The 22189-nt window shown below is 39.1% G+C and carries 21 protein-coding genes; 19 read left to right on the top strand and 2 right to left on the bottom strand.

Annotated features, from left to right (window positions below; translation table 11 throughout):
* Window positions 1–47 precede the first annotated feature (47 nt).
* From ACI3ES_RS07880 to ACI3ES_RS07820, 13 genes are all read left to right on the top strand, one after another.
* Window positions 48–710, top strand: coding sequence for a 2,3-diphosphoglycerate-dependent phosphoglycerate mutase (locus tag ACI3ES_RS07880; protein WP_114667089.1), 663 nt, complete (start codon window positions 48–50; stop codon window positions 708–710).
* Entirely contained in the window at window positions 707–1774 is a 1068-nt protein-coding gene (pepA, locus tag ACI3ES_RS07875) for a glutamyl aminopeptidase (RefSeq protein ID WP_114667088.1), read from the top strand. Before ACI3ES_RS07880 ends, pepA begins: the two co-directional genes overlap by 4 nt.
* Entirely contained in the window at window positions 1774–2946 is a 1173-nt protein-coding gene (locus ACI3ES_RS07870; RefSeq protein WP_114667087.1) for an FtsW/RodA/SpoVE family cell cycle protein, read from the top strand. The genes pepA and ACI3ES_RS07870 overlap by 1 nt, the downstream gene beginning before the upstream one ends.
* Window positions 2943–3254, top strand: a complete 312-nt coding sequence (locus ACI3ES_RS07865) for a YlbG family protein (RefSeq protein WP_080519110.1) — start codon at window positions 2943–2945, stop codon at window positions 3252–3254. The genes ACI3ES_RS07870 and ACI3ES_RS07865 overlap by 4 nt, the downstream gene beginning before the upstream one ends.
* A 6-nt stretch (window positions 3255–3260) precedes the next feature.
* Window positions 3261–3815 carry a 16S rRNA (guanine(966)-N(2))-methyltransferase RsmD gene (rsmD, locus tag ACI3ES_RS07860; protein ID WP_114667086.1) on the top strand — a complete coding sequence of 185 codons (555 nt, stop codon included), beginning with the start codon at window positions 3261–3263 and terminating at the stop codon, window positions 3813–3815.
* A gap of 3 nt (window positions 3816–3818) precedes the next feature.
* On the top strand, window positions 3819–4307 hold the full coding sequence (gene coaD, locus ACI3ES_RS07855; RefSeq protein ID WP_036067981.1) for a pantetheine-phosphate adenylyltransferase: 489 nt from the start codon (window positions 3819–3821) through the stop codon (window positions 4305–4307).
* A complete protein-coding gene (locus ACI3ES_RS07850; protein WP_080519111.1) occupies window positions 4291–5382 on the top strand; it encodes a SepM family pheromone-processing serine protease in 1092 nt (363 codons plus the stop codon). The genes coaD and ACI3ES_RS07850 overlap by 17 nt, the downstream gene beginning before the upstream one ends.
* An 80-nt stretch (window positions 5383–5462) precedes the next feature.
* Entirely contained in the window at window positions 5463–6107 is a 645-nt protein-coding gene (locus tag ACI3ES_RS07845; RefSeq protein ID WP_114667085.1) for a helix-hairpin-helix domain-containing protein, read from the top strand.
* Window positions 6107–8371: a DNA internalization-related competence protein ComEC/Rec2 gene (locus ACI3ES_RS07840; protein ID WP_114667084.1), complete on the top strand. Its 2265-nt coding sequence runs from the start codon at window positions 6107–6109 to the stop codon at window positions 8369–8371. Before ACI3ES_RS07845 ends, ACI3ES_RS07840 begins: the two co-directional genes overlap by 1 nt.
* Entirely contained in the window at window positions 8361–9353 is a 993-nt protein-coding gene (gene holA, locus ACI3ES_RS07835; protein ID WP_114667083.1) for a DNA polymerase III subunit delta, read from the top strand. Before ACI3ES_RS07840 ends, holA begins: the two co-directional genes overlap by 11 nt.
* Before the next feature lie 59 nt (window positions 9354–9412).
* Window positions 9413–10498 (top strand): DNA polymerase IV, encoded by a 1086-nt coding sequence (dinB, locus tag ACI3ES_RS07830; RefSeq protein ID WP_114667082.1) that lies wholly within the window; start codon window positions 9413–9415, stop codon window positions 10496–10498.
* 40 nt (window positions 10499–10538) lie between these two features.
* Window positions 10539–11519, top strand: a complete 981-nt coding sequence (locus ACI3ES_RS07825) for a bifunctional oligoribonuclease/PAP phosphatase NrnA (RefSeq protein ID WP_114667081.1) — start codon at window positions 10539–10541, stop codon at window positions 11517–11519.
* On the top strand, window positions 11519–12886 hold the full coding sequence (locus tag ACI3ES_RS07820) for a DEAD/DEAH box helicase (protein ID WP_114667080.1): 1368 nt from the start codon (window positions 11519–11521) through the stop codon (window positions 12884–12886). Before ACI3ES_RS07825 ends, ACI3ES_RS07820 begins: the two co-directional genes overlap by 1 nt.
* Before the next feature lie 58 nt (window positions 12887–12944).
* Here the strand turns inward: ACI3ES_RS07820 and rpsT are convergent, their stop codons facing one another.
* Together rpsT and rpsO are read right to left on the bottom strand one after the other, a co-directional pair.
* Entirely contained in the window at window positions 12945–13196 is a 252-nt protein-coding gene (gene rpsT / locus ACI3ES_RS07815) for a 30S ribosomal protein S20 (protein WP_004910538.1), read from the bottom strand.
* Between the two features lie 49 nt (window positions 13197–13245).
* Window positions 13246–13515 (bottom strand): 30S ribosomal protein S15, encoded by a 270-nt coding sequence (gene rpsO, locus ACI3ES_RS07810; RefSeq protein WP_004902545.1) that lies wholly within the window; start codon window positions 13513–13515, stop codon window positions 13246–13248.
* A 194-nt stretch (window positions 13516–13709) separates the two neighbouring features.
* On the opposite strand from rpsO, the gene gatC reads away from it, so the two are divergent.
* The 6 genes from gatC (at window position 13710) to mutS (ending at window position 22186) form a co-directional block, all read left to right on the top strand.
* A complete protein-coding gene (gene gatC / locus ACI3ES_RS07805; RefSeq protein ID WP_080519115.1) occupies window positions 13710–14018 on the top strand; it encodes an Asp-tRNA(Asn)/Glu-tRNA(Gln) amidotransferase subunit GatC in 309 nt (102 codons plus the stop codon).
* Window positions 14019–14020: 2 nt separating this feature from the next.
* A complete protein-coding gene (gatA, locus tag ACI3ES_RS07800) occupies window positions 14021–15487 on the top strand; it encodes an Asp-tRNA(Asn)/Glu-tRNA(Gln) amidotransferase subunit GatA (RefSeq protein WP_114667079.1) in 1467 nt (488 codons plus the stop codon).
* A 17-nt stretch (window positions 15488–15504) separates the two neighbouring features.
* Window positions 15505–16944 (top strand): Asp-tRNA(Asn)/Glu-tRNA(Gln) amidotransferase subunit GatB, encoded by a 1440-nt coding sequence (gatB, locus tag ACI3ES_RS07795; protein WP_036067968.1) that lies wholly within the window; start codon window positions 15505–15507, stop codon window positions 16942–16944.
* Window positions 16945–17048: 104 nt separating this feature from the next.
* On the top strand, window positions 17049–18032 hold the full coding sequence (locus ACI3ES_RS07790; RefSeq protein ID WP_114667078.1) for a diacylglycerol kinase family lipid kinase: 984 nt from the start codon (window positions 17049–17051) through the stop codon (window positions 18030–18032).
* Between the two features lie 75 nt (window positions 18033–18107).
* On the top strand, window positions 18108–19505 hold the full coding sequence (gene rlmD / locus ACI3ES_RS07785; protein WP_114667077.1) for a 23S rRNA (uracil(1939)-C(5))-methyltransferase RlmD: 1398 nt from the start codon (window positions 18108–18110) through the stop codon (window positions 19503–19505).
* A gap of 116 nt (window positions 19506–19621) precedes the next feature.
* Window positions 19622–22186, top strand: a complete 2565-nt coding sequence (gene mutS / locus ACI3ES_RS07780) for a DNA mismatch repair protein MutS (protein ID WP_407631963.1) — start codon at window positions 19622–19624, stop codon at window positions 22184–22186.
* The last annotated feature ends 3 nt before the right edge of the window (window positions 22187–22189 follow it).

Raw genomic sequence — 22189 nt, 5'->3', positions numbered from 1 at the left:
AACTTAAAAACGTTATAATATAGAAAGCGCATAAAAAGGAGTTCAGGATGGTAGCTAAATTAGTGCTGGTACGCCACGGAGAATCAACGGCTAATCGTGATAATGAATTTACCGGTTGGACGGATGTACCACTAACTGAAAAAGGGAAACGTCAGGCACATCAAGTGGGGCATGTTCTGTCTCGTTATGATTTGACATTTGATAGTGTCTATACTTCTTATTTACAGCGAGCAATTATTACAGCTTATATTATCATGGATGAAATGCAGCAGGCGTGGGTACCAATTAACAAAACTTGGCGTTTGAATGAACGCCATTATGGTGCCTTACGTGGACTTAACAAAGACGCTGCGCGTGAAAAGTACGGTGTTAATCAGGTTGCTCTATGGCGGCGAAGTTATACGGCTGTTCCGCCACTATTAGAAAAAGTTAGTCCGAATCGCCGTTATCCAATAAATATCGAACCTCGCGGTGAAAGTTTGAAAATGGCTAGTGACCGCTTAATTCCTTACTGGACTTCCGAAATGTTGCCACAACTTAAAAATGGTGAAAATGTTTTGATGGTAGCGCATGGTAGTACTTTACGAGCGCTGATTAAATATATTGAGCACATTAGTGACGACGATATTGATGGCTTAGAAATTGGTAATGGTGAGCCGATATTATATGAATATGAAACGAATTTTAGTGAAAGGCATTATCTCAAATGAAAACAGCAACATGGGAACGAATTAAAAAGTATACAGAATTACAAGGCACGTCTGGGCAAGAACACGCAATTAGAAAAGCGTTTCGAGCAGAATTGGCACCATTGGTTGACGAAATAGCGCAAGAAGGATTGGGCGGCATATTCGGTGTTAAAAAAGGTGAAGGACCACGAGTTATGTTTGCGGCTCATTTAGATGAAGTCGGATTCATTGTAACTGAAATCCTGCCATCTGGTGCTCTAAAAGTTGCTGCAGTTGGTGGCTGGAATCCAGCAGTGATTAGTTCTCAACGTTTTACGCTGTTTACCATCAAGGGACAATATCCGGTTGTTTCTAGTTCAGTATCGCCACATTTATTGCGTGGCAGTGCCAATGGTCCACAGTTACCAACGATTGATGATATTTTGTTTGATGCTGGGTTTGTTGACGACAATGAAGCATTAGCGTTTGGTGTCCGTCCAGGTGATTTTATCGTACCACGTGTTGAGACAGTTATGGCTGCGAATCATAAACGAGTGATGTCAAAGTCATGGGATAATCGGTTTGGTGTGGTAACAGTTTTGGAGGCCTTGGAAGACTTAAGAAGTGTTCAGACACCAAACACATTAATTATGGGCGCAGATGTACAAGAAGAAGTTGGCCTGCGAGGCGCCCACGGTGCCGTTAATTTGATGAAGCCAGACATTTTCTTTGCAGTTGATTCTAGTGCTGCTGACGATGTAGCAGGTTCATTGGGACATCAGGGTGTATTGGATCAAGGGACTTTGTTACGGGTGTTTGATCCAACAGTTGTTATGCCACTGCGGTTAAAAGAGTTTTTGCTCTCTACTGCTGAAGACAATCACATTCCATATCAGTATTTTGTTTCTAAAGGTGGGACAGATGCAGCAGCTGCACAAAGCGAATTAAGCGGTATACCATCAGTTGCCTTGGGTGTCGCCTCACGATATATTCACACACATCAAACAGTATGGTCAATTAAAGATTTTGAAGCAGCTAAAGCGTTTGTTGTTGCAATAGCTCAAAATCTAGATGCAACTAACATGAAGACAATTATGGGCGATTGATGTTTAAAAAATTAAGACAATTAGATTATTGGATTGCTGTCCCATTTGGTATTTTAAGTGCGTTAGGTGTCGTGATGGTTTTTTCAGCGAGCTTAACTAATTCAGCAATGCTTAATTTTTATAAGCAATTAGTTTTTGTTATTATTGGCTGGATTGGTGCGTTTACATTATTTCATCTTAATCTTAATAATTGGCGTAGACCACAGTGGCTTAAAATACTGATGTATGGCATTATTGCGTTACTTGTCGTAGCTCGTATCATGCCAGCAGTCAATGGTGCGCACGGTTGGATTCCTTTAGGTTTTATGACATTACAACCGGCTGAATTTCTGAAACTGATTTTAATTTTATATTGTGCCCATATTCTGACACGAGTGCCTTGGCAAGCAGGGGTGAAAATTTCACGTCAGCCGTTAGCTCAGCTGAAAATATGGGGGCCACCTGTGCTATCTTTGATTTTGTTATTTTTTATGCCGGATAATGGTAATATGCTCATTGCGATTGCAATCGTTTTTGTAATGGTCTTAGCGTCCGGTGTTTCTCGGAAAATAATGGTTGTCTGGTTCATTGCTATCAGCGCGCTATTTGCACTGTTGCAACCAATTATTAATCTTGTTAATAAAGTATTTCATCTTACTGGTAGCACGCATTACAGTATTTTGCGTTTAATTAATTTCGTAAATCCTTGGGCAGACCCAGATCAGAGTCGACAACTTTTGTATGGTTATTATGCTATTGCTCATGGGGGACTATTTGGCGTAGGATTGGGTAATTCACTCATTAAACCTTACTTACCTGAGTCAAACACCGACTTTATTATGGCTGTGATGACAGAAGAATTAGGGGCTGTTGTTACCGTTATTGTATTGATGTTAATTCTGATATTGGTAACGCGACTGATTCTCTTGGGTATTCGCCAAAAAAATCAGTATCAACGTTTGATTCTTTACGGTGTGGCAATGCTGTTATTTGTACAAGCATTCGTTAATTTAGGTGGTGTGATTGGTGTTTTGCCAATTACCGGAGTGGTTTTTCCTTTCATTTCTGGTGGTGGATCATCTTATATTGCCTTTAGTGCAGCTATCGGACTCACACTTAATATTGCTGCCCATCAGAAAAAGGCAATCGACATTCATCCAAATGATATGGTTGCTAGAAAGGATTATCAATGACATTTCAAATACAAGCTCGACGTGCTGTTTATGTTTATTTAAGCCATGTACGTCACGCACAACAACTTAAAAAGTTTGGCCAAATTACCTATGTTTCGAGAAAGATGTCTTTTGTCGGACTATATTTGAATGAAGAAAATGTTACTGAAGTTGTCAGTAAGTTACAACAATACAAATTTGTGAAGCATGTTGTTACGTCACCACGGCCAGATATTGATCCTGAACTAGGTGATATGCATGATGATATTTTCTTTGAAAATTATGATGAGGGAGGAATCACGGATGACGCACAACCAGTCCGTGACTGATAAATTATGCGAGTAATTTCAGGTAATTTTCGTGGCACACGACTAGATGCGGTTAGTGGTGATAAAACAAGACCCACAACAGATAAAGTCAAAGAGGCGATGTTTAGCATGTTGATGCCTTACCTAAATGAAGGGGAAGTTTTAGATCTGTATGCTGGTACTGGTGGATTAAGTATTGAAGCAGTATCACGTGGGATGACACATGCCACATTAGTTGACCGTCAGTATCAGGCTATCAAGATTATGACTGACAATGTCAAAAAAACACACCATGAAAATCAATTCACAATCTTAAAATTGCCAGCTCAACAAGCGCTGTCAAAATTTGATACTGAAAATAAACAATTTGATTTAGTTTTTTTGGATCCACCTTATGCCAAAGAAACGATTGCGTCTGATATGGCAAAAATGGTTGAGATGGGATTACTTAATACGGGTGCTGTTATTTTAGCTGAAAGCAATGATGCGGCCAACTTGCCAGAAGCAGATAAAAAGTTTAGAATTATTCAACAAAAGCATTATGGTATTACCGTCGTGACAATCTATCAATATGAGGGATAAGATATGAGTATCGCACTGTTTCCAGGTAGTTTTGATCCATTAACGAATGGACATTTGAACATCATTACACGAGCAAGTTATTTATTTGAAAAAGTTGTCGTAGGGGTTGGCAACAATACTAGTAAGTCAGCATTGTTCACACCAGCAGAAAAAAAAGCCTTGATTACCGAGGCGGTCAAAGATTTACCCAATGTTGAAGTGGCTATTATGTCTGGATTAACGGTACAATTTATGGCTGAAATTGGTGCTAAATATATTGTTCGTGGTCTGCGTAATGGTAAGGATTTTGAGTATGAGCGTGACATTGCAGGTGTGAATAGTGCTTTAGCCGATGTTGAAACAGTGCTATTGTTAGCTAAGCCAGAAAACCAAAATATATCCAGCTCAATGGTCAAAGAGATTGGGAGTATGGGTGCCGAAAATATGGCAAAATTTGTGCCACCTGTTGTTGTGGCAGCTTTGAAGGAGCGACTGAATGCGCAAAAAGAATAAAATAATTGTTGCCGTCGTTTCTGTTCTAGTTTTAGCTGGTATTGTTGCTGGTGTGTGGCCATTGAATGGTTATATAGAGTCACCAGGTGAAGCAGATGATTTGTCTCGTTTTGTGACCATTGATGGCAAGAAAGATACAGCCAAAGGACAATATAGAATTACGTCGGTCTTCTTGACTCAAGCTAATGGTTTTAAGTTTTTACAAACCAAAATTAATCCGCATCTGTCATATGCAAGTGAAGCGGATGTGACAGGTGGTGAATCTTCTGCTACTTTCAGTAAAGTTCAGGATTTTTACATGCAAAGTGCGATAGCAAATGCTGAGCAAGTTGCTTTCAATAAAGCAAATAAGCCAATTACTACGCAATACCGTGGTATATATGTTTTGAGTGTATCAGACACATCACATTTCAAAAAAACGATCAAAGTTGGTGACACGATTACGGCAATTGATGGTCACCATTATGAAAATTCAGATGGTTTTATTAAGTATTTGGCTAATAAGAAAAAAGGCACAACCGTCACGGTTTCATATACGCGTGATGATAAAAGTGGTCAGGCAAAAGGCACCACAATCAAGCTTCCAGGTACCAAGACACCAGAATATCCTAACGGACGAGCTGGTATTGGCATTGTCCTAACGGACAACGTAGCTGTCACAACTACACCTAAAGTGAGTGTTGATCCTGGTCAAATCGGTGGACCATCTGGCGGCCTTATGTTCACGCTACAAATTTATGATCAGCTGACAGGTGATAAGTTGGCGAACGGTCGTAATATTTCTGGTACAGGTACAATGAACGCTAATGGTTATGTTGGCGAAATTGGTGGTATTGATAAGAAGATTATGGCTGCTAAGGCAGCAGGCTCAACTGTTTTCTTTGCACCATACGTTAAACCCACTAAAGAATTGCTGAAATATGAAGAACAGCACAAAACCAATTATATGTTAGCACGTGATACAGCGAAAAAGTATGCACCAAAGTTGAAAGTTATTCCGGTTCAAACATTTGATGATGCTGTCAACTATCTTAAATCAGGTACAATTATCAAAACAACAGACAGTACTAATTAAAAGCTTAGTGTTCTTGGATGTTTACCAAGTTCATTAAGCTTTTTTATTTTGATTTCGTACTATAAAGTACGAGGTGAAAAATGTTAGATATATTCGACTTGATTAAGGGAAAAAGCACACTTGTTAAACAAATAGGTGCGGCCATTCTTATTATTATGATAGGAGCAGTTTATTTACTGTGGCCACGGCATGAACAGTCTGAAAAGGGAATTCAGAGCATTCCTAGCACTCAGACATCTCAGTCAATTCTGCACTCTGAGAGTCGAGAAAAATCGACGAGCAAACAAACATCAGCAGTTATTATGGTAGATGTCAAAGGTGCGGTTAATAAACCAGGTGTTTATCAGGTAGACACATCGGAAAGGGTACAAACTGCTATTTTGAAGGCTGGTGGTCAGCGGGCAGAAGCAGATATGAACCAGGTTAATTTGGCACAAAGATTGACTGATGGGCAGGTTTTGTATGTACCTGTTAAAGGAGAGCAAGTGCCGACAAACTATGGTACTGAGGCTTTGAGTTCAGGTCAAACTAAAATAGCTATTAATCTTAACACTGCAACTAAAGAAGAACTTCAAAACTTAGAAGGAATTGGCGAAAAGAAGGCTGATCAGATTCTTGATTATCGTCAGGAACATGGTGGGTTTAAATCGATTGAAGAGCTTAAATCAATTTCTGGTATTGGTGTAAAGCGTTTTGAAGCTATTAAAGATCAGCTGGCGATTTAATGAAAAATGCGAAGCTATTATTATTCTCGCTGATAGTGGCGGCTCTATCTGGGGTTATCTATCGACCATGTTTGGCAAGTTGGTCATTGTTTTTTGGTATTTTGATTATAATATTGTGGCAACGTCATGTACGTTTTTTTCTGATAGGCATTATTTTGATACTGCCTTTTATGATTTACTTTTTCAGTGATGTTACAGATTTGAAAAAGCAAGCAGCAATAGTCGACCAAAAAAACGTGCAATTAACAGGTATGATATTACCGGATAATGTTAGCATTGACGGTGATGGCTTAAGTGCGATTGCTACTTTAGATAGTGGTATTATCGTTAAGTTGTATTGGACACTTCCTACTCAACAAATTAAGTGCGAGTGGCTCAAGCGTGATAATGTTTTTAAGTTTAACGCGACAGGTGACCTTACACGTATTCGCTCAGCAACGAATTTTAATCAATTTGATTCGCAACAATTCTATGCAACAAAAAACATCACACACCAATTTAGTGTGACGTCTTGGCAGGTTGAAAAAATAGTATCACCTGATATATTCAGTTGTATACGATATCAGCTTCACTCTTGGCACAGTCGGGCAATACATAACACTGATTTGTTGCCCAAGCCACTTCGTGAATATTCACAGGCATTGATTTTAGGCGTGACTCCACAAGCATTATATGATGATAACCCTGGTGTACAGACATTGGGATTAATTCATCTATTTAGTGTTTCTGGGTTTCATGTATCATTTTTAATTATGATGATCATAGGTTTAGCAAAGCGGTTATGGATTCCACAAGAAGTTACGATTGTTTCCTTGTCAGGCATTTTAATTATTTATTTTATTTTTGCTGGCGAGCCATCTGTTTTGATACGCGCCATTGTTGCTGGTGAACTAATATTATGGCAAAAAATTCATCATAGTAAATTTAAATCGTATGATATTTGGGCGATTAGTTTATTAATTAGTTTGATTTTTTCACCGCAAATATTATTAACTTTGGGCGGACAACTTTCGTTTTTGCTCACTTTTTGTTTAGCTTTTGCAAAAAAATTATCTTTTTGGCAAACTAATCTTTTGATGAGCATCGTTAGTTTTCCTTTGATTATTCAGCAACAATTTACTTGGCATATATTGCAAACAGTTGTTAACATTTTGGCTATTCCTGTTTTTGGAACCATTATTGTACCATTAGTCATGTTAGGATATTTTGGACAGAGTTTCTCAATAATTGTAGATAGTGCCAATGCAATAATTCATTTTTTTGCAATGTTGATTGATTGGCTGGCAATTTTACCTGGTAATATTGTCATTGGAAAAATGCCAGAATGGATCGCAACATTATTAGTTGTGTTAGGCTTTTGCATGTTTTGTCGAGAGAAAATAATTGTTTCGTATGTGCGAATATTGTGGCTGCTATTATTAATATTGACGATTGTTAGCATCAGGAGACCGTTCACGGGTGAATTTACGACGTTTGATATCGGTCAAGGTGACGCAGCTTTAATTCGAACACCATTTAACCATACGGTGACGATTATTGATACTGGGGGTCAGGTGACATTTGGTTCGAAACAATCTTGGCAAATCAAGCAATATGAAAGAACAAAAGGAGAAACTGTTATTGTTAATTATCTGCATAGCTTAGGAATTAATACGATTGATCATTTAGTATTAACACATCACGATCAAGACCACATTGGTGATGCTAAAGACATTTTACGTCTCATGCATGTCAAAAAAGTTTTGATGCCCGCAGGTATGCAATCGCAGCAAAGTTTTAAAACCCAAATTTTGCCATATCTAAAAAAAGCAGAGGTGATTGAGGTTACTGAAAATAATCAAGTTAATGATTTGCCGTTGAAAATATATCATCCTCTAACAGCAGGACAAGCTGCTAATGAAGATTCAGTTGCACTATACGGCGTTTTAGGTGGTATGAGCGTTCTAACTGCGGGAGATTTGGACAGGGCAGGTGAGCGATTACTTGCAGAAAGACATCCTGAAATGAAGGTTGATTTGATAAAACTAGGACATCATGGTTCCAAAACAGCGACCGATCCAATAACATTTTCCAAATGGCAACCAAGCATTGGCATTATTTCTGCTGGTAGAAATAATCGTTATCATCACCCACATCAGGAAACGTTAGATACATTGCAAAAAAACCAAATGTCAGTTTTTAATACCCAAATACATGGTATGATTAAGTATATTTATAAAGGTGAAAAAGGATATTTTAAGGTGAAATTACCGCATGAATTTTAAGCAGCTGCAACAACAAATTGACAATAACGCTATGGCAAATTTCTATGTTGTCACAGGAGAAGAAGAAATTCTGTTACGCAGGACGGCTTTTGCTTTTAAACAATTGGTAGTACCTGAAGATCGCGATATGAATTATTCACAATTTGATTTATCTGATCAACCACTCGATATGGTTATCAATGACGCGATGTCGGCGCCTTTTTTTGGTGAACGTCGTGTTATTATTGTGAGTAAACCATTGTTTTTAACAGCAACAGGAAAAATATCTGATCATGACAGTGACCTATTATTGCAACTCCTTGAGAAGCCTTTGTCGGAGAACATTGTTGTTTTTTTTGCAAATAACATTAAGTTGGATAAACGAAAAAAAATAACAAAATCATTACTGAAAACGTCTGAATTGGTTGAATTACCTGTCCTAGATGAGCGGCAATCAAAACAAGCAGTCGTGGCTGAATTAACTCAGCGTGATTATCAAATTATGCCAGATGCACTTAATGAACTTGTCATGCGAACCAATGCCCATTATTCTGATATGCAAAATGAATTACCTAAGCTAATAGCGTATGCCAATAAGACTAAAAAAATAGATTTACAGGCGGTTAGCAGTCTTGTGCCAAATACGTTAACTGCAACGGCTTTTACATTAGTCGAGGCAGTCATAAAAAATCAACAAAAAGCAGCGGTTACAATATATCGGGAGCTGTTACAAAATAATGAAATACCTTTACGTATCAACGCTGTATTAATTGGTCAATTTCGATTATTATTGCAGGTCGCTGGTTTGTCTGGCAATGAGGCAACGATTGCCTCACAACTCAAAGTACACCCTTACCGTGTTAAATTAGCAAAGCAAATCTTAAAAAATCACCAATTAACAAATATACGCTCGGGTTATTTAGGTATGCTAAATATGGAAAGACTCTTGAAATCGACACAACAAGACCCAGAAATTTTGTTTGAACGTTTTGTGTTGAACTAAGCATAAAGATTGTACTAAATAAGCTGCAAGAACAAGCGTTCCCATGATAAAATATAGTCATGGTAGAGTTCTTGACAACAATTGATAAACGCAAAATATTGCATGTTGATTTGGATGCATTCTATGCACAAATTGAAATGAGAGATCAGCCAGAATTGCGTTCAAAACCCTTAATCATTGCAAGAGATCCGACTCAAAATAACGGGCATGGTGTTGTTGCTACTGCCAACTATGCTGCACGCCAATTGGGAATCCACTCTGCAATGAGTGCTTTTGAAGCCAAGCGTTTAGCGCCCAATGGTATATTCCTCTCACCAAATTTTACAAAATATAAAGTCGTTTCCGCACAAATCCATGACATCTTTCGTCGTTTTACCAATAAGGTTGAACCTGTTGCCTTTGATGAAGCTTATTTGGATGTAACGGCAAATGTTTTAAGCGGTGCAACTTTGGCTGCTGAAATAAGGCACCAGATCTTAAAAGAAACACATTTAACAAGTTCTATTGGAGTTTCTCATAATAAGTTATTAGCTAAATTAGGGTCAGAATACAATAAACCTAATGGTGTCACCGTGATTAATCATGAAAATCAATTGCAATTTTTAGACTGTTTATCCATAAGTGCTTTCCGTGGCGTTGGTAGAAAAACGAAAGAGAAGTTCGACAAATTAGGCATTACAAATGGTTTGGAGTTACGTCAGATGTCACGCGAAGAACTCAAAACTGAATTTGGTAAAATGGGCGAACATTTATATTGGCAGGCACGCGGCGTGCATTTTGGTGCAGTTGAATGGCAAAGACAGCGACAATCGGTTGGTAAAGAAGAAACTTTTGACCGTGCATTGCGTGAAACTAATGCCGTTCAAATTGAATTTAAAAGGTTAGTAAATAGCTTAGTTATGAGCATGAATCGTCAAAAAATTGTTGGCCGTACTTTGAATATCAAAATTAGAGATGAGCAGTTTAACACGATAACACGTGCCATTACGCAAGATGATCCTTGGACACTGAATGAAGCAACACTTGTCATGGCTGCACAAACAATGTTTGACGACAATATTGGTCCCGACTTTTCAGTTCGATTGCTGGGGGTTTCAATGAGTAATTTACAATCTGCGACTTTTGAGGAAATGTCGCTATTTTAATGATACAATTGTAGGAAATAGTATTTGAGAAAGAATAGACATGGCAAGTATTGAAGAGCAAATATTAGAACAAATTAAACGTTACGAAACCATTATTATTCATCGGCATCAACGACCAGATCCCGATGCCTTTGGTTCACAATTAGGCCTGAAAGCTATATTACAAGCCAGTTTTCCTGAAAAAAAGATATATGCTGTTGGAAAATCTGTGCCAGGATTGGCTTGGATGAGTGAAACTGAGCCTTTTATGGATACAATTCCTGATGCCGCTTATAATAAAGCTTTGGTGATTGTTACGGATACAGCAAATGCGCCGCGTGTTGATGATCAACGTTGGCCCAATGGTTTGGAAATTATCAAAATTGATCATCATCCAAATGATGATCAGTATGGTGATTGGCAATGGGTTAAGGAAGGTCATTCTGCTACAAGCACGATGATTTATGAGTTCTACGAGTTGCTAAAGGACCAAGGACTTGTAATGACAAAAGAAGCGGCCAGATTATTATATATTGGCATTGTTGGTGATACTGGTCGCTTTATGTACGGCATGGATTCTGAAACGTTCCGCGTTGTATCCGAGTTATTTAAATATCATTTTGACTATGAGACTGTTCATCATCACATGGAGACGATTTCCGAAAATGCGGCAAAGTTGTCTGGTTATGTGTTACAAAATTTGACCATTTTGCCTTCAGGTTTTGCTTATATTGTCATGACTAAAGAATTGGTTAAAAAATTTAATTTGCAAGAGTCAGGAACAGCTTTTGTCGTACCACTACCTTCAAAAATTGACCGCGTGAGGGCTTGGGCAATTTTTGAGGAACAAGATGAAGGCAATTTCCGAGTACGTTTAAGATCAAAAACGATTGTAATTAATCAAATCGCTAATCAATTTGATGGTGGTGGACATCCAATGGCCTCTGGTGCATGGGCTCAGGATAAAAATGATATTACGCGATTAGTAAAAATTTTAGATAATGCGCTTATAGAAAAATATGGTGTAGAAAAGGAAGATTGATGGCTGAAAAAGCAAACCAATTTGGACAATTTAATTTAAAACCCGAAATTATTACAGCATTAAGTGCGATTGGGTTTTACGAACCAACGCCAGTTCAGGCAAAGTTAATACCTGACGTGTTGCAAGGACGTGATGTTGTTGGACAATCACAAACAGGTTCTGGTAAAACACATACATTTTTGATTCCAATTCTCAACGCATTGGAACAGAAACAAAAATATGTTCAAGCTGTGATTACGACACCTTCGCGTGAATTAGCAGCTCAAATTACACAAGCAACAAAAATATTTGCTGAACAGTTTGATCCGGATATTACCATTTCTGAATTTGTGGGTGGTACTGATAAACAACGGCAAATTAAGCATTTAGAACATCAACAGCCACAAATTGTGATTGGGACACCCGGCCGTATTAAAGATTTGGTTGAATCAGGTGCATTAAAGTTACACGCGGTTCATACTTTAGTTGTCGATGAAGCAGACATGACGCTTGATATGGGTTTTTTGAGTGAGGTTGATTATATTGCGGGTGCAATGCCAGAATCATTGCAAACACTCGTTTTTAGTGCGACAATGCCAGAAAAACTAAAACCATTTTTAAAAAAGTATCTCGACAATCCACATTTTGAAGCTATTCCGGTTTCGACAGTAATTGCTGATACAATAGATAATTGGTTATTAGCGACAAAATCAAAAGATAAAAATGATGTATTGTTACAAGTTCTCACGGTAGGTAATCCATATTTGGCATTAGTGTTTGCAAACACGAAAGAGCGCGCAAAGGAAATTGCAAGTTATTTGCGTGGACACGGTTTGAAAATAGCTGAAATTCATGGTGATATCGAACCACGTGAACGTCGCCGTGTAATGAAAGCCATTCAAAATTTAGAGTATCAGTATGTTGTAGCTACTGATTTGGCAGCTCGTGGCATTGATATCGAAGGTGTGTCGCATGTCATTAATGATGATATTCCAGATGAACTAGAATTTTTCGTCCATCGCGTTGGTCGTACTGGTCGAAATGGGTTGCCTGGTTTGGCAATCACATTATATGGTCCAGATGAAGAAGATGAAGTAGCGGAGTTGGAGTCACTTGGCATCGACTTTAAAGCAAAACAAATTAAAGACAATGAAATTGTTGACGTGAAAGACCGTCGTGCCCGTACGCAACGTGTTGCAACCACAAAGAAATTAGATCCAACTCTGGTTGGTATGGTTAAGAAAAAGAAAAAAGTAGTTAAGCCTGGTTATAAAAGACGTATTAAAAATGCAATCAAGCGTCAAGATCAAATGGATCGGCGTATTGCACAACGTCAGGAAATGCGTGCAACACGCAAAGCCAATAAAAAGCGTGGGGATGCACGTTAACCAAAGTAAAAAAGACATGACATTATTCAATGTCATGTCTTTTTTGACTGGTTGTTAATTACTTAACGTACTTAGCTAGACGTGACTTTTCACGTGAAGCCTTGTTCTTCTTAATCAAACCTTTTGAGTAGGCGTGATCAATTGCTGAAGAAGCAGCCTTATATAGTTCTGCCAAATTATCTGCTCCGGCAACTGAAGCTTTTTCAAACTTTTTAACAGCTGTACGGTAAGCACTGATTTGGGGTTCGTTACGATCATGTTGCTTTTTCGTAAGACGAACACGTTGAATTGCTGATTCAATAACAGGCATATGTCTTTTCTCCTTAAATTTGATACGAGGCTTTCAAGTAATCCGAAGATTAACGACGCAAGCCTAAGCGTTGGATTAATTCACGATAACGTTGAATATCAGTATTGCGGAGGTAACGTAATAAGTTACGACGGCTACCAATTTTCTTCATCAAACCACGTTGTGAGTGGAAATCATGTTTGTGAGCTGCCATGTGTACGTTCAACTCGTTAATATCAGCAGTCAAAACTGCGATTTGTACTTCTGCTGAACCTGTATCGCCTTCGTGGCGGGCATATTCCTTAATGATTTCGTTCTTACGTTCTTGTGTAAGGGCCATAATCATATCCACCTTTCTAAAATGTCACCAAAAACTGTGTAAAACGACGGTGAGACGTCAAACAAAGTATTTGGTCGTGTTGTTTATACAACGTATTCAATTATACATGAAATGTCTTGAAATGCAAGGGCAATGACCTGATAGAGTGTGGTAAAATAATACAGTATATAAATTTGGAAGGAACTATCTCACACATGGCTGAAACAACAATAACACGTGACGAAGTTGCTCATGTTGCCGGTCTAGCAAAATTAGCGTTTAACGACGCAGAACTAGATCAATTTACAACACAATTGAGTGACATTTTAAATATTTTTGATACCTTGAGCGAAGTTGATACGGATAATGTCGATCCAACTTATTCTGTAACCGAGACAGTCAATCATTTGCGAGATGATGTCGCAGATAATTGGGGACAAAAGCAAGAACTATTGGATAATGCGCCTTTGGCAGCAGCTGGATTAATTAAAGTTCCAGCAATTCTAGATGGTGAGGGTGAGTAAATATGACATTTAATTATTTTGAGCATGATTTAGCATCATTGCATGATCAGTTGGTTAATAAAGAAATCACGGCAACGGAACTGACTGAAGCCACGATTGACAATATTGCCAACACGGACGAACAATTACAAGCGTTTATTTCAACTAACCCTGATGAGGCGTTAGCACAAGCAAAATTAATTGACGAAAAAGGTAATTTTGACAATGTGTTGACCGGCATTCCAGTTGGGCTAAAAGATAACTTAGCTACAAAAGGCATTCAAACAACGGGCGCTTCACATATTTTAGAAGGCTTTAGACCAATCTATAATGCCACAGTGGTTGAAAAGTTATCCAATAGTGGTGCGGTTTCAGTTGGTAAAACCAATATGGATGAGTTTGCGATGGGTGGCTCAACAGAAACTTCTTATTACAAAAAAACGACGAACGCATGGGACCACAGTAAGGTGCCTGGTGGTTCATCAGGTGGTTCTGCATCTGCTGTTGCGGGTGGACAAGTACCATTTGCTTTAGGCTCTGACACTGGTGGTTCAATTCGCCAGCCAGCTGCCTTTAATGGTATTGTTGGCATGAAACCAACTTATGGTCGTGTATCACGTTGGGGATTGTTTGCAATGGCATCATCGTTGGACCAAATTGGTCCTTTCACACGGACGGTTAAGGACAATGCTACTGTTTTGAGTGCAATTGCTGGTTTTGATGCGCACGATTCAACAGCATCTCAACGTGAAGTACCTGACTTTTCGGCGAAATTAACGGGTGATGTTAAGGGCTTGAAAATTGCTGTACCAAAAGAATATTTTGGAGAAGGTATTGATCCTAAAGTGGCAAAGCAAGTTAAAGCTGCCATCGCTCAATTGGAAGTTTTAGGTGCTACGGTGGATGAAGTCAGCCTGCCACACACAAAATATGGTGTTGCAGCCTATTATATTATTATGTCTTCAGAAGCTTCGTCTAACTTACAGCGCTATGATGGTGTACGTTATGGTTTCCGAGCTGATGATGTCAAAAATTTGGAAGATTTATATGTTAAAACACGTTCAGAAGGATTTGGGGACGAGGTGAAGCGCCGTATCATGTTAGGAACTTTCTCTCTGTCAGCTGGTGCTTATGACGCCTTCTTCAAAAAAGCTGCCAAGATTAGAACGTTATTAATTGAAGACTTTAACAAAGTCTTTGAAAAATATGATGTTATCGTTGGACCAACTGCGCCCACTGTTGCCTATGGATTGGGTGAAGAAGTCGATGATCCAACAGCTATGTATTTGGCAGATGTGTTAACAATTCCGGTTAATTTGGCAGGATTACCAGGATTGTCAGTTAATGCAGGTTTTGTTGATGGACTCCCAGTTGGTTTGCAAATCATTGGTAAGCCGTTTGACGAAGAGACTGTTTACCAAACAGGATATGCTTACGAGCAAGCAAGCCACTTGTTTGCTCAGCATCCAGACATTGCAAAAAAGTATTAAAAAGGAGGGGCACACAAATGGGAACTGGAAATTTTGAAACAACAATTGGACTTGAAGTCCACGTTGAAATGCAAACAAACTCTAAGCTGTTGTCACCTTCGCCGGTGCATTATGGCGACGAGCCTAACGAAAATACAAATGTGATTGATTTTGGTTATCCCGGCGTTTTACCGGTCGCCAATAAAGGCGCACTTGAATATGGAATGCGCGTGGCATTGGCTTTGCACGCAACTGTTTCACCCTTTATTCGTTGGGACCGTAAGAACTATTTTTACCCTGATAATCCTAAGGCCTATCAGACAACACAATCACAAACGCCAATTGGTACGAATGGCTATTTGGATGTGACATTGGAAGATGGTACAGTGAAACGTGTTCGTATTAAAGAAATGCACGTTGAAGAAGATGCTGGTAAAAACACGCACGGTAGCGACGGTTATTCGTATGTCGATTTGAATCGTCAAGGCACACCGTTGATTGAAATTGTGTCTGAACCGGACATTGCCTCACCAGAAGAGGCATATGCTTACCTTGAACAATTACGTCAAGCCGTTTTGTTCACAGGGGTGTCTGAAGCCAAAATGCAAGAAGGGCAAATGCGTGCTGATGTCAATATCTCAATTCGACCATACGGATCAGATACTTTCGGAACCAAGGTTGAAATGAAAAATATCAACTCGTTTAACTATGTTCGCAACGCGTTGATATTTGAAGAAAAACGTCAAGCTGAAGTACTTCGCGCTGGTGGTGAAATTCGTCAAGAAACACGACGCTACGATGAACCTACGAAGTCAACGATTTTAATGCGTGTCAAAGAAGGCGCTGATGATTACCGTTATTTTCCAGAACCTGATTTGTCACCAGTTGTTATCGATCAAACATGGATTGATGAAGTTGCAGCGAGTCTACCTAAATCAGCTGGGGATCGTCGTAATCATTACGTTAACGACCTTGGTATCGAACCATATGATGCTGAAGTATTGACACAGACACTAGCAATGGCTAATTTTTACGATGATACAATTGCTGCCGGTGCCGATCCTAAGCGTGCAGCAAATTATTTGATTGGTGATGTCAATGCGTATATGAACAAACACCAAGTAGAATTGCAAGATACAGAGCTGACGCCTGAACATTTGGCAGGCATGGTGAAATTGATTGAAGATGGTACAATTTCAACCAAACAAGCTAAACAAGTTTTTGAAGCAATTATGACAGGGGAGGAACCTGAAACGTTCGCAAAAGCACATGGCCTCGTGCAGCTTAGCGACCCCGATGTATTGCTAGCGTGGATTACTGAAGTATTGGATAACAATCCACAATCAATTGAAGACTTTAAGGGTGGAAAAGATCGTGCTACTGGTTATTTGATTGGTCAATTGATGAAAATGTCAAAAGGTCAAGCAAACCCTAGTGTTTTGAACAAATTGTTGTTAGCAGAGTTAAACAAACGCTAAACCAATTGTTAATTTAGTGAAGCAAATTCATTGCTTCATGTACATATATTTCTCAGAAAGGAAACATGCGACTGACGTTACTATGTCAGTTAACATGCTTAACTATGAAACGAGCAAGAATTATCTATAATCCAACTTCTGGTCGAGAAGCAATTAAACGTGAAATGCTTGATATTTTATCTGTCTACGAAAAGGCTGGTTACGAAACATCTGCTTTTGCGACAACACCTGAGCCAATGAGTGCTGCTAAAGAAGCTAAGCGGGCTGCCGAAGAAGGTTTTGATTTAATTGTTGCAGCTGGTGGTGACGGCACGATTAACGAGGTTGTTAATGGATTGTCACCTTTGAAGGAACGCCCTATGATGGCTGTCATTCCAGCGGGAACAACTAATGATTATGCACGTGCTTTAAAATTACCTCGTGACGAACCTCTAGAAGCCGCCAAGGTGATTTTACAAAATGAGACCATTAAAATGGATATTGGTCAAATTGATAAAGATGACAAAACCAAATATTTCATGAATATTGCCGCATTGGGGACCATTAGTGAAGTGACTTATGCAGTGCCATCATTGATGAAGTCTTTGTATGGTTATCTTGCTTATTTGGTCAAAGGTGCAGAATTGTTGACTCGCATCAAGCCGGTCAATGCGACGGTTCAATATGACGACGGTGAATATTCTGGTAGTATTTCCATGATTTTTTTGGCATTAACCAATTCGGTCGGTGGATTTGAATCAATTGTACCTGATGCACAACTCGACGATGGTCGGTTCACATTACTCATTATTAAAGAGTCCAATTTGGGACAAATACTACAAATGGTTGCCCAAATGATCAATGGTGGCAAGCATATTAACAACCCAAATTTGATTTATAAAAAGACCAATAAAGTTGAAATTTTGCCATTAAATAATGCACAAATGAAGGTCAATATTGATGGTGAATATGGTGGCGATGCACCAATGGTATTTACTGATTTGCAGCAACATATCGAGTTTGTGGCTAATCGTTCAGGCATGTCTGAGACAGTTGTTAGTGATGCTAAACGCAAGTTTGTTGAAGCTGCAGAAAAATTAGAAAATTGATTATTTAGCAAACGTGTTCCTGTTGCAATTTTTATTTAAGTGCGTATCAAAAGACGCGAGAAAGTAGTTATTATCATGGCGAAAGCTAATCGAGTTTATCCAACAAAAGCACCAGTTAGTAAGAACCAAGAAGTTGAAGCGGAAGTGATTGATATCACCTATCAAGGAATGGGTGTCATCAAAATTGATAATTTTCCAATTTTTGTTGTTGACGCAATTCCTGGTGAAATTGTTCGTGTTATCATTACAAAAGTTTTAAAAAGTTATGCATTTGGACGTGTTACCAAACGTGTGACTATCTCACCTGATCGCATGTCCGATGTTGATCAAGTTGCGATTACCACAGGGATTGCACCATTAGCCAATTTAAAATATGACGCGCAACTTAAGTTTAAACAACATCAAATTGAACAATTATTCAAAAAGGTTAACGTACCAGTTACTGTTGCACCAACCATTGGAATGACCAATCCTACGGCTTATCGTAATAAGGCGCAGGTTCCGGTGCAAATGATTAATGGTCAACTGACAACCGGATTTTATCGTCGAGGGTCACATAAGCTTGTACCAGTCGACAATTTTTATATCCAAGATCCAAAAGTTGATGAAGCAGTTCGTGTCACACGAGATATTTTGCGAGACTACAATTTGTCTGCTTATGATGAACATACCAAAAAAGGTGTCGTCCGGCACATTATGGCTCGCCGTGGTTATTACTCACACGAATTGATGGTCGTTATTGTTACTAATACCAAACGTTTGCCTGAAGCCGAAGAAATTGCCGACAAATTACGAGCAAAGTTACCAGAACTAAAGAGTTTTATTCACAATATTAATAACCATGATACTAATGTGATTATGGGTGATTGGAATGAAACAATCTGGGGCGCGGATGATATTCACGATCAGTTAATGGGTAAAGATTTTGTGATTGGACCAAATTCATTTTATCAAGTGAACCCACAGACAACATCTGTACTTTATACATTAGCTGCAAAAAAAGCTGGATTGAAACCCACAGATACAGTAGTTGATGCTTACTCTGGTATTGGAACCATTACTTTGTCAGTTGCTGATCAGGTGAAAAAAGTTTATGGTGTTGAAGTGATTGAAGGTGCTGTTGCTGACGCAGAAAAGAATGCACATAATAATCACATTGATAATGTTGAGTTTGTGTTAGCCGATGCACCAGAGCAAATGGAGAAGTGGGCAGATGAGGGATTAAAACCCAACGTTGTGTTTGTTGATCCACCACGAAAAGGGCTAACTTCTGAGTTGATTGAAGCAGTTAGTACCATGGCACCTGAAACGTTTGTTTACATCAGTTGCAATCCAGCTACGTTGGCGCGTGATGCTGTCGAAATTTTAGCAAATGGTTACGTGATTGATGGTGACATTCAACCACTCGACCAATTTCCACAGACCACGCATATTGAGAGTGTTACTGTCTTTAAGCGCGGTGAAAAATCATAATTTGGCAAGATAGGTTAATCGTTCACGTGACATCATTTGGTGTATGTGAACGTTTTTATTAGCAAGTTGTAAAATAGCGTATGGTAAAATGATAAGTATGAAAAGAGGCATTGATTATGGGCAAAACCGCTGACACACCAATGATGGTACAGTATCACGAAATCAAAAAGCAATATCCCGACGCGTTCGTGTTTTATCGTTTGGGAGATTTTTACGAGTTGTTTGAAGATGATGCCATTTTAGGTGCAAAATTATTAGAATTAACATTGACGGCACGTAATAAAAATGCTGAAAATCCAGTGCCGATGGCTGGCATTCCCCATCATGCCGCACAAAATTATATTGATATTTTAGTAGACCAAGGCTATAAAGTTGCTATTGTTGAGCAAATGGAAGACCCAGCGGTTGCACAAGGCATGGTAAAACGTGATGTTGTCCAACTGATAACACCCGGTACTAAAATGCTTGGAGGTGCTGGAAATGACAAGCAAAATAATTATTTAGCAGCAATTTTGCCAGATGACAAACGCTTCAGTCTCAGCTATATTGATTTATCAACTGGTGAATTAAAAGTAACAACGATTAAGCGTTTTAGTGATGTAATTGATGAATTACGTTCTCTTGAAGTTAAAGAAGTGGTGCTGTTAAAAAATGATGAACAAACAATCACCTTACAGCTGGCTAATCAATTAGGTGAAGAAGGGTTGGTAGTATCAACTCAAGAATCGGCTGAAGCGAATGCTACTGTGAGCTTTTTAACTCAGGGATTAGCCAATGCAAGTGAGGCAAGCGTTACAGCACTTTTGTTGAACTACTTATTTGATACACAACGTCGTAATCTCGAACACATTGTTCCGGCTGAAAGTTACGAGCGTCTTGCTTACCTTAAATTCAATCAAGACACACGTACTAATCTTGATTTAGTCGAAAATTCTCGAACACATAAAAAATCTGGCTCACTATTAGGGTTGATTGATGAAACCAAAACGGCAATGGGCGGGCGATTGTTAAAACAATGGTTACTGAAGCCATTGCGTGATGTTGATGACATTAACCATCGATTAGATGTTGTTGCGGCCTTTCAATCTGCCTTTTTTGTTCGTGGTGCACTACAAGACCATTTAAAATCAGTTTATGATTTGGAACGGTTGGCGGCACGTGCGGCAATGGGAACAATGAATCCCCGTGAATTGGTGCAGTTGAAGCGATCGTTATCTGCTATTCCGGGGATGAAATCAGTTTTGGCTGAGGGTGATCGTATTTTGAGCGCAGCCGGTGGTGAATTAGATGCAATGGCTGACTTAGCAGGGTTAATTGATGAAGCGATCGTTGATGATCCGCCAGTTAGTGTTCGCGAGGGTGATCTGATTAACACAGGCTTTGACCAGAAGATTGATGAATATCGTCGTGTTTTAACAGAAAACCAACAATGGTTAGCACAGTTAGAAACTGATGAACGTGCTGCAACGGGTATTAACACACTAAAAGTGAAATACAATAAAAATTTTGGTTTCTTCATTGAAGTGTCGCGAGCCAACGTTGCCAAGCTACCTGAAGGGCGCTACGAACGGCGGCAAACATTGACAAATGCAGAACGCTTTGTCACACCTGAATTAAAAGAACATGAAAGCCTGATTAATGAGGCTCAGCTCAAGCGAACGGAGCGCGAATACGAGTTGTTTGTCACGGTACGAGAACGGGTCAAGGCTAACATCAATCGCCTTCAGACCTTAGCGCGACACGTAGCGCGTTTAGATGTATTAGCAAGCTTAGCAGATGTGGCGGATAGTCATCGTTTTGTGCGGCCGACGTTTACGAATAACAATATCATTGATATCAAACAAGGCCGTCATCCTGTCGTCGAATCGTTATTAGCTACTGGTGAATTTGTTGCTAACGATGTTTTTCTGGATCAAGATACCAGTATGCAGTTAATTACAGGACCAAATATGGCCGGAAAATCAACGTACATGAGAGAATTAGCGTTAATTGTGATGTTAGCACAAATGGGGAGTTTCGTACCCGCAGATAGCGCGATATTGCCGGTGTTTGATCAAATCTTTACCCGAATTGGGGCCAACGATGATATGGCAATGGGGCAATCAACATTCATGGTGGAAATGGCAGAAGCAAATTTGGCGTTGCAAGAAGCCACTGCACATTCCTTGATTTTATTTGACGAGTTAGGTCGTGGAACTGCTACTTATGATGGTATGGCACTTGCGCAAGCAATTATTGAATATTTGGATGCTCATGTCCATGCCAAGACGCTTTTTTCTACTCATTATCATGAACTAACAGCATTAGCAAATCAACACGAAAGCATTGATAATGTTCATGTTGGTGCGGTTGAAGATGAAACAGGTAATCTTCATTTTCTACATCAAATTCAAGCAGGACCAGCCGACAAATCCTACGGAATTCACGTGGCAGCTTTGGCTGGGTTACCCGAAACATTGATTGCAAATGCGACCAACATTTTGGCTGATTTGGAGCAAGAAGGTAAAACTAAACAAGCAATTGAAGAACCCACGAGTCAACAGGTGGCACTATTTAATGTGGACGCGGTAGATCAGAACACTGAAAAGTTGTTAGCAAAATTAGATCAGATTACAATTGCCACAGTGACGCCACTAGACGCATTGAATTTGTTAGCAGATTTGAAGAAATTGAGGTCATAAATA

Source organism: Leuconostoc falkenbergense, from assembly GCF_045801155.1.
Taxonomy (GTDB): domain Bacteria; phylum Bacillota; class Bacilli; order Lactobacillales; family Lactobacillaceae; genus Leuconostoc; species Leuconostoc falkenbergense.
This window is presented reverse-complemented; position numbering and strand designations above follow the sequence as displayed.

Excerpts from the sequence above, each read along its gene's own strand:
- ACI3ES_RS07840 (WP_114667084.1), top strand. The coding sequence starts at position 6,107 with ATGAAAAATGCGAAGCTATTATTATTCTCGCTGATAGTGGCGGCTCTA.
- ACI3ES_RS07790 (WP_114667078.1), top strand. The coding sequence starts at position 17,049 with ATGAAACGAGCAAGAATTATCTATAATCCAACTTCTGGTCGAGAAGCA.
- gatB (WP_036067968.1), top strand. The coding sequence starts at position 15,505 with ATGGGAACTGGAAATTTTGAAACAACAATTGGACTTGAAGTCCACGTT.
- rpsO (WP_004902545.1), bottom strand. The coding sequence starts at position 13,515 with ATGGCCCTTACACAAGAACGTAAGAACGAAATCATTAAGGAATATGCC.
- coaD (WP_036067981.1), top strand. The coding sequence starts at position 3,819 with ATGAGTATCGCACTGTTTCCAGGTAGTTTTGATCCATTAACGAATGGA.
- ACI3ES_RS07850 (WP_080519111.1), top strand. The coding sequence starts at position 4,291 with ATGCGCAAAAAGAATAAAATAATTGTTGCCGTCGTTTCTGTTCTAGTT.
- mutS (WP_407631963.1), top strand. The coding sequence starts at position 19,622 with ATGGGCAAAACCGCTGACACACCAATGATGGTACAGTATCACGAAATC.
- ACI3ES_RS07825 (WP_114667081.1), top strand. The coding sequence starts at position 10,539 with ATGGCAAGTATTGAAGAGCAAATATTAGAACAAATTAAACGTTACGAA.
- rlmD (WP_114667077.1), top strand. The coding sequence starts at position 18,108 with ATGGCGAAAGCTAATCGAGTTTATCCAACAAAAGCACCAGTTAGTAAG.
- ACI3ES_RS07865 (WP_080519110.1), top strand. The coding sequence starts at position 2,943 with ATGACATTTCAAATACAAGCTCGACGTGCTGTTTATGTTTATTTAAGC.
- holA (WP_114667083.1), top strand. The coding sequence starts at position 8,361 with ATGAATTTTAAGCAGCTGCAACAACAAATTGACAATAACGCTATGGCA.
- pepA (WP_114667088.1), top strand. The coding sequence starts at position 707 with ATGAAAACAGCAACATGGGAACGAATTAAAAAGTATACAGAATTACAA.
- gatC (WP_080519115.1), top strand. The coding sequence starts at position 13,710 with ATGGCTGAAACAACAATAACACGTGACGAAGTTGCTCATGTTGCCGGT.
- ACI3ES_RS07820 (WP_114667080.1), top strand. The coding sequence starts at position 11,519 with ATGGCTGAAAAAGCAAACCAATTTGGACAATTTAATTTAAAACCCGAA.
- ACI3ES_RS07870 (WP_114667087.1), top strand. The coding sequence starts at position 1,774 with ATGTTTAAAAAATTAAGACAATTAGATTATTGGATTGCTGTCCCATTT.
- ACI3ES_RS07880 (WP_114667089.1), top strand. The coding sequence starts at position 48 with ATGGTAGCTAAATTAGTGCTGGTACGCCACGGAGAATCAACGGCTAAT.
- ACI3ES_RS07845 (WP_114667085.1), top strand. The coding sequence starts at position 5,463 with ATGTTAGATATATTCGACTTGATTAAGGGAAAAAGCACACTTGTTAAA.
- gatA (WP_114667079.1), top strand. The coding sequence starts at position 14,021 with ATGACATTTAATTATTTTGAGCATGATTTAGCATCATTGCATGATCAG.
- rsmD (WP_114667086.1), top strand. The coding sequence starts at position 3,261 with ATGCGAGTAATTTCAGGTAATTTTCGTGGCACACGACTAGATGCGGTT.
- rpsT (WP_004910538.1), bottom strand. The coding sequence starts at position 13,196 with ATGCCTGTTATTGAATCAGCAATTCAACGTGTTCGTCTTACGAAAAAG.
- dinB (WP_114667082.1), top strand. The coding sequence starts at position 9,413 with ATGGTAGAGTTCTTGACAACAATTGATAAACGCAAAATATTGCATGTT.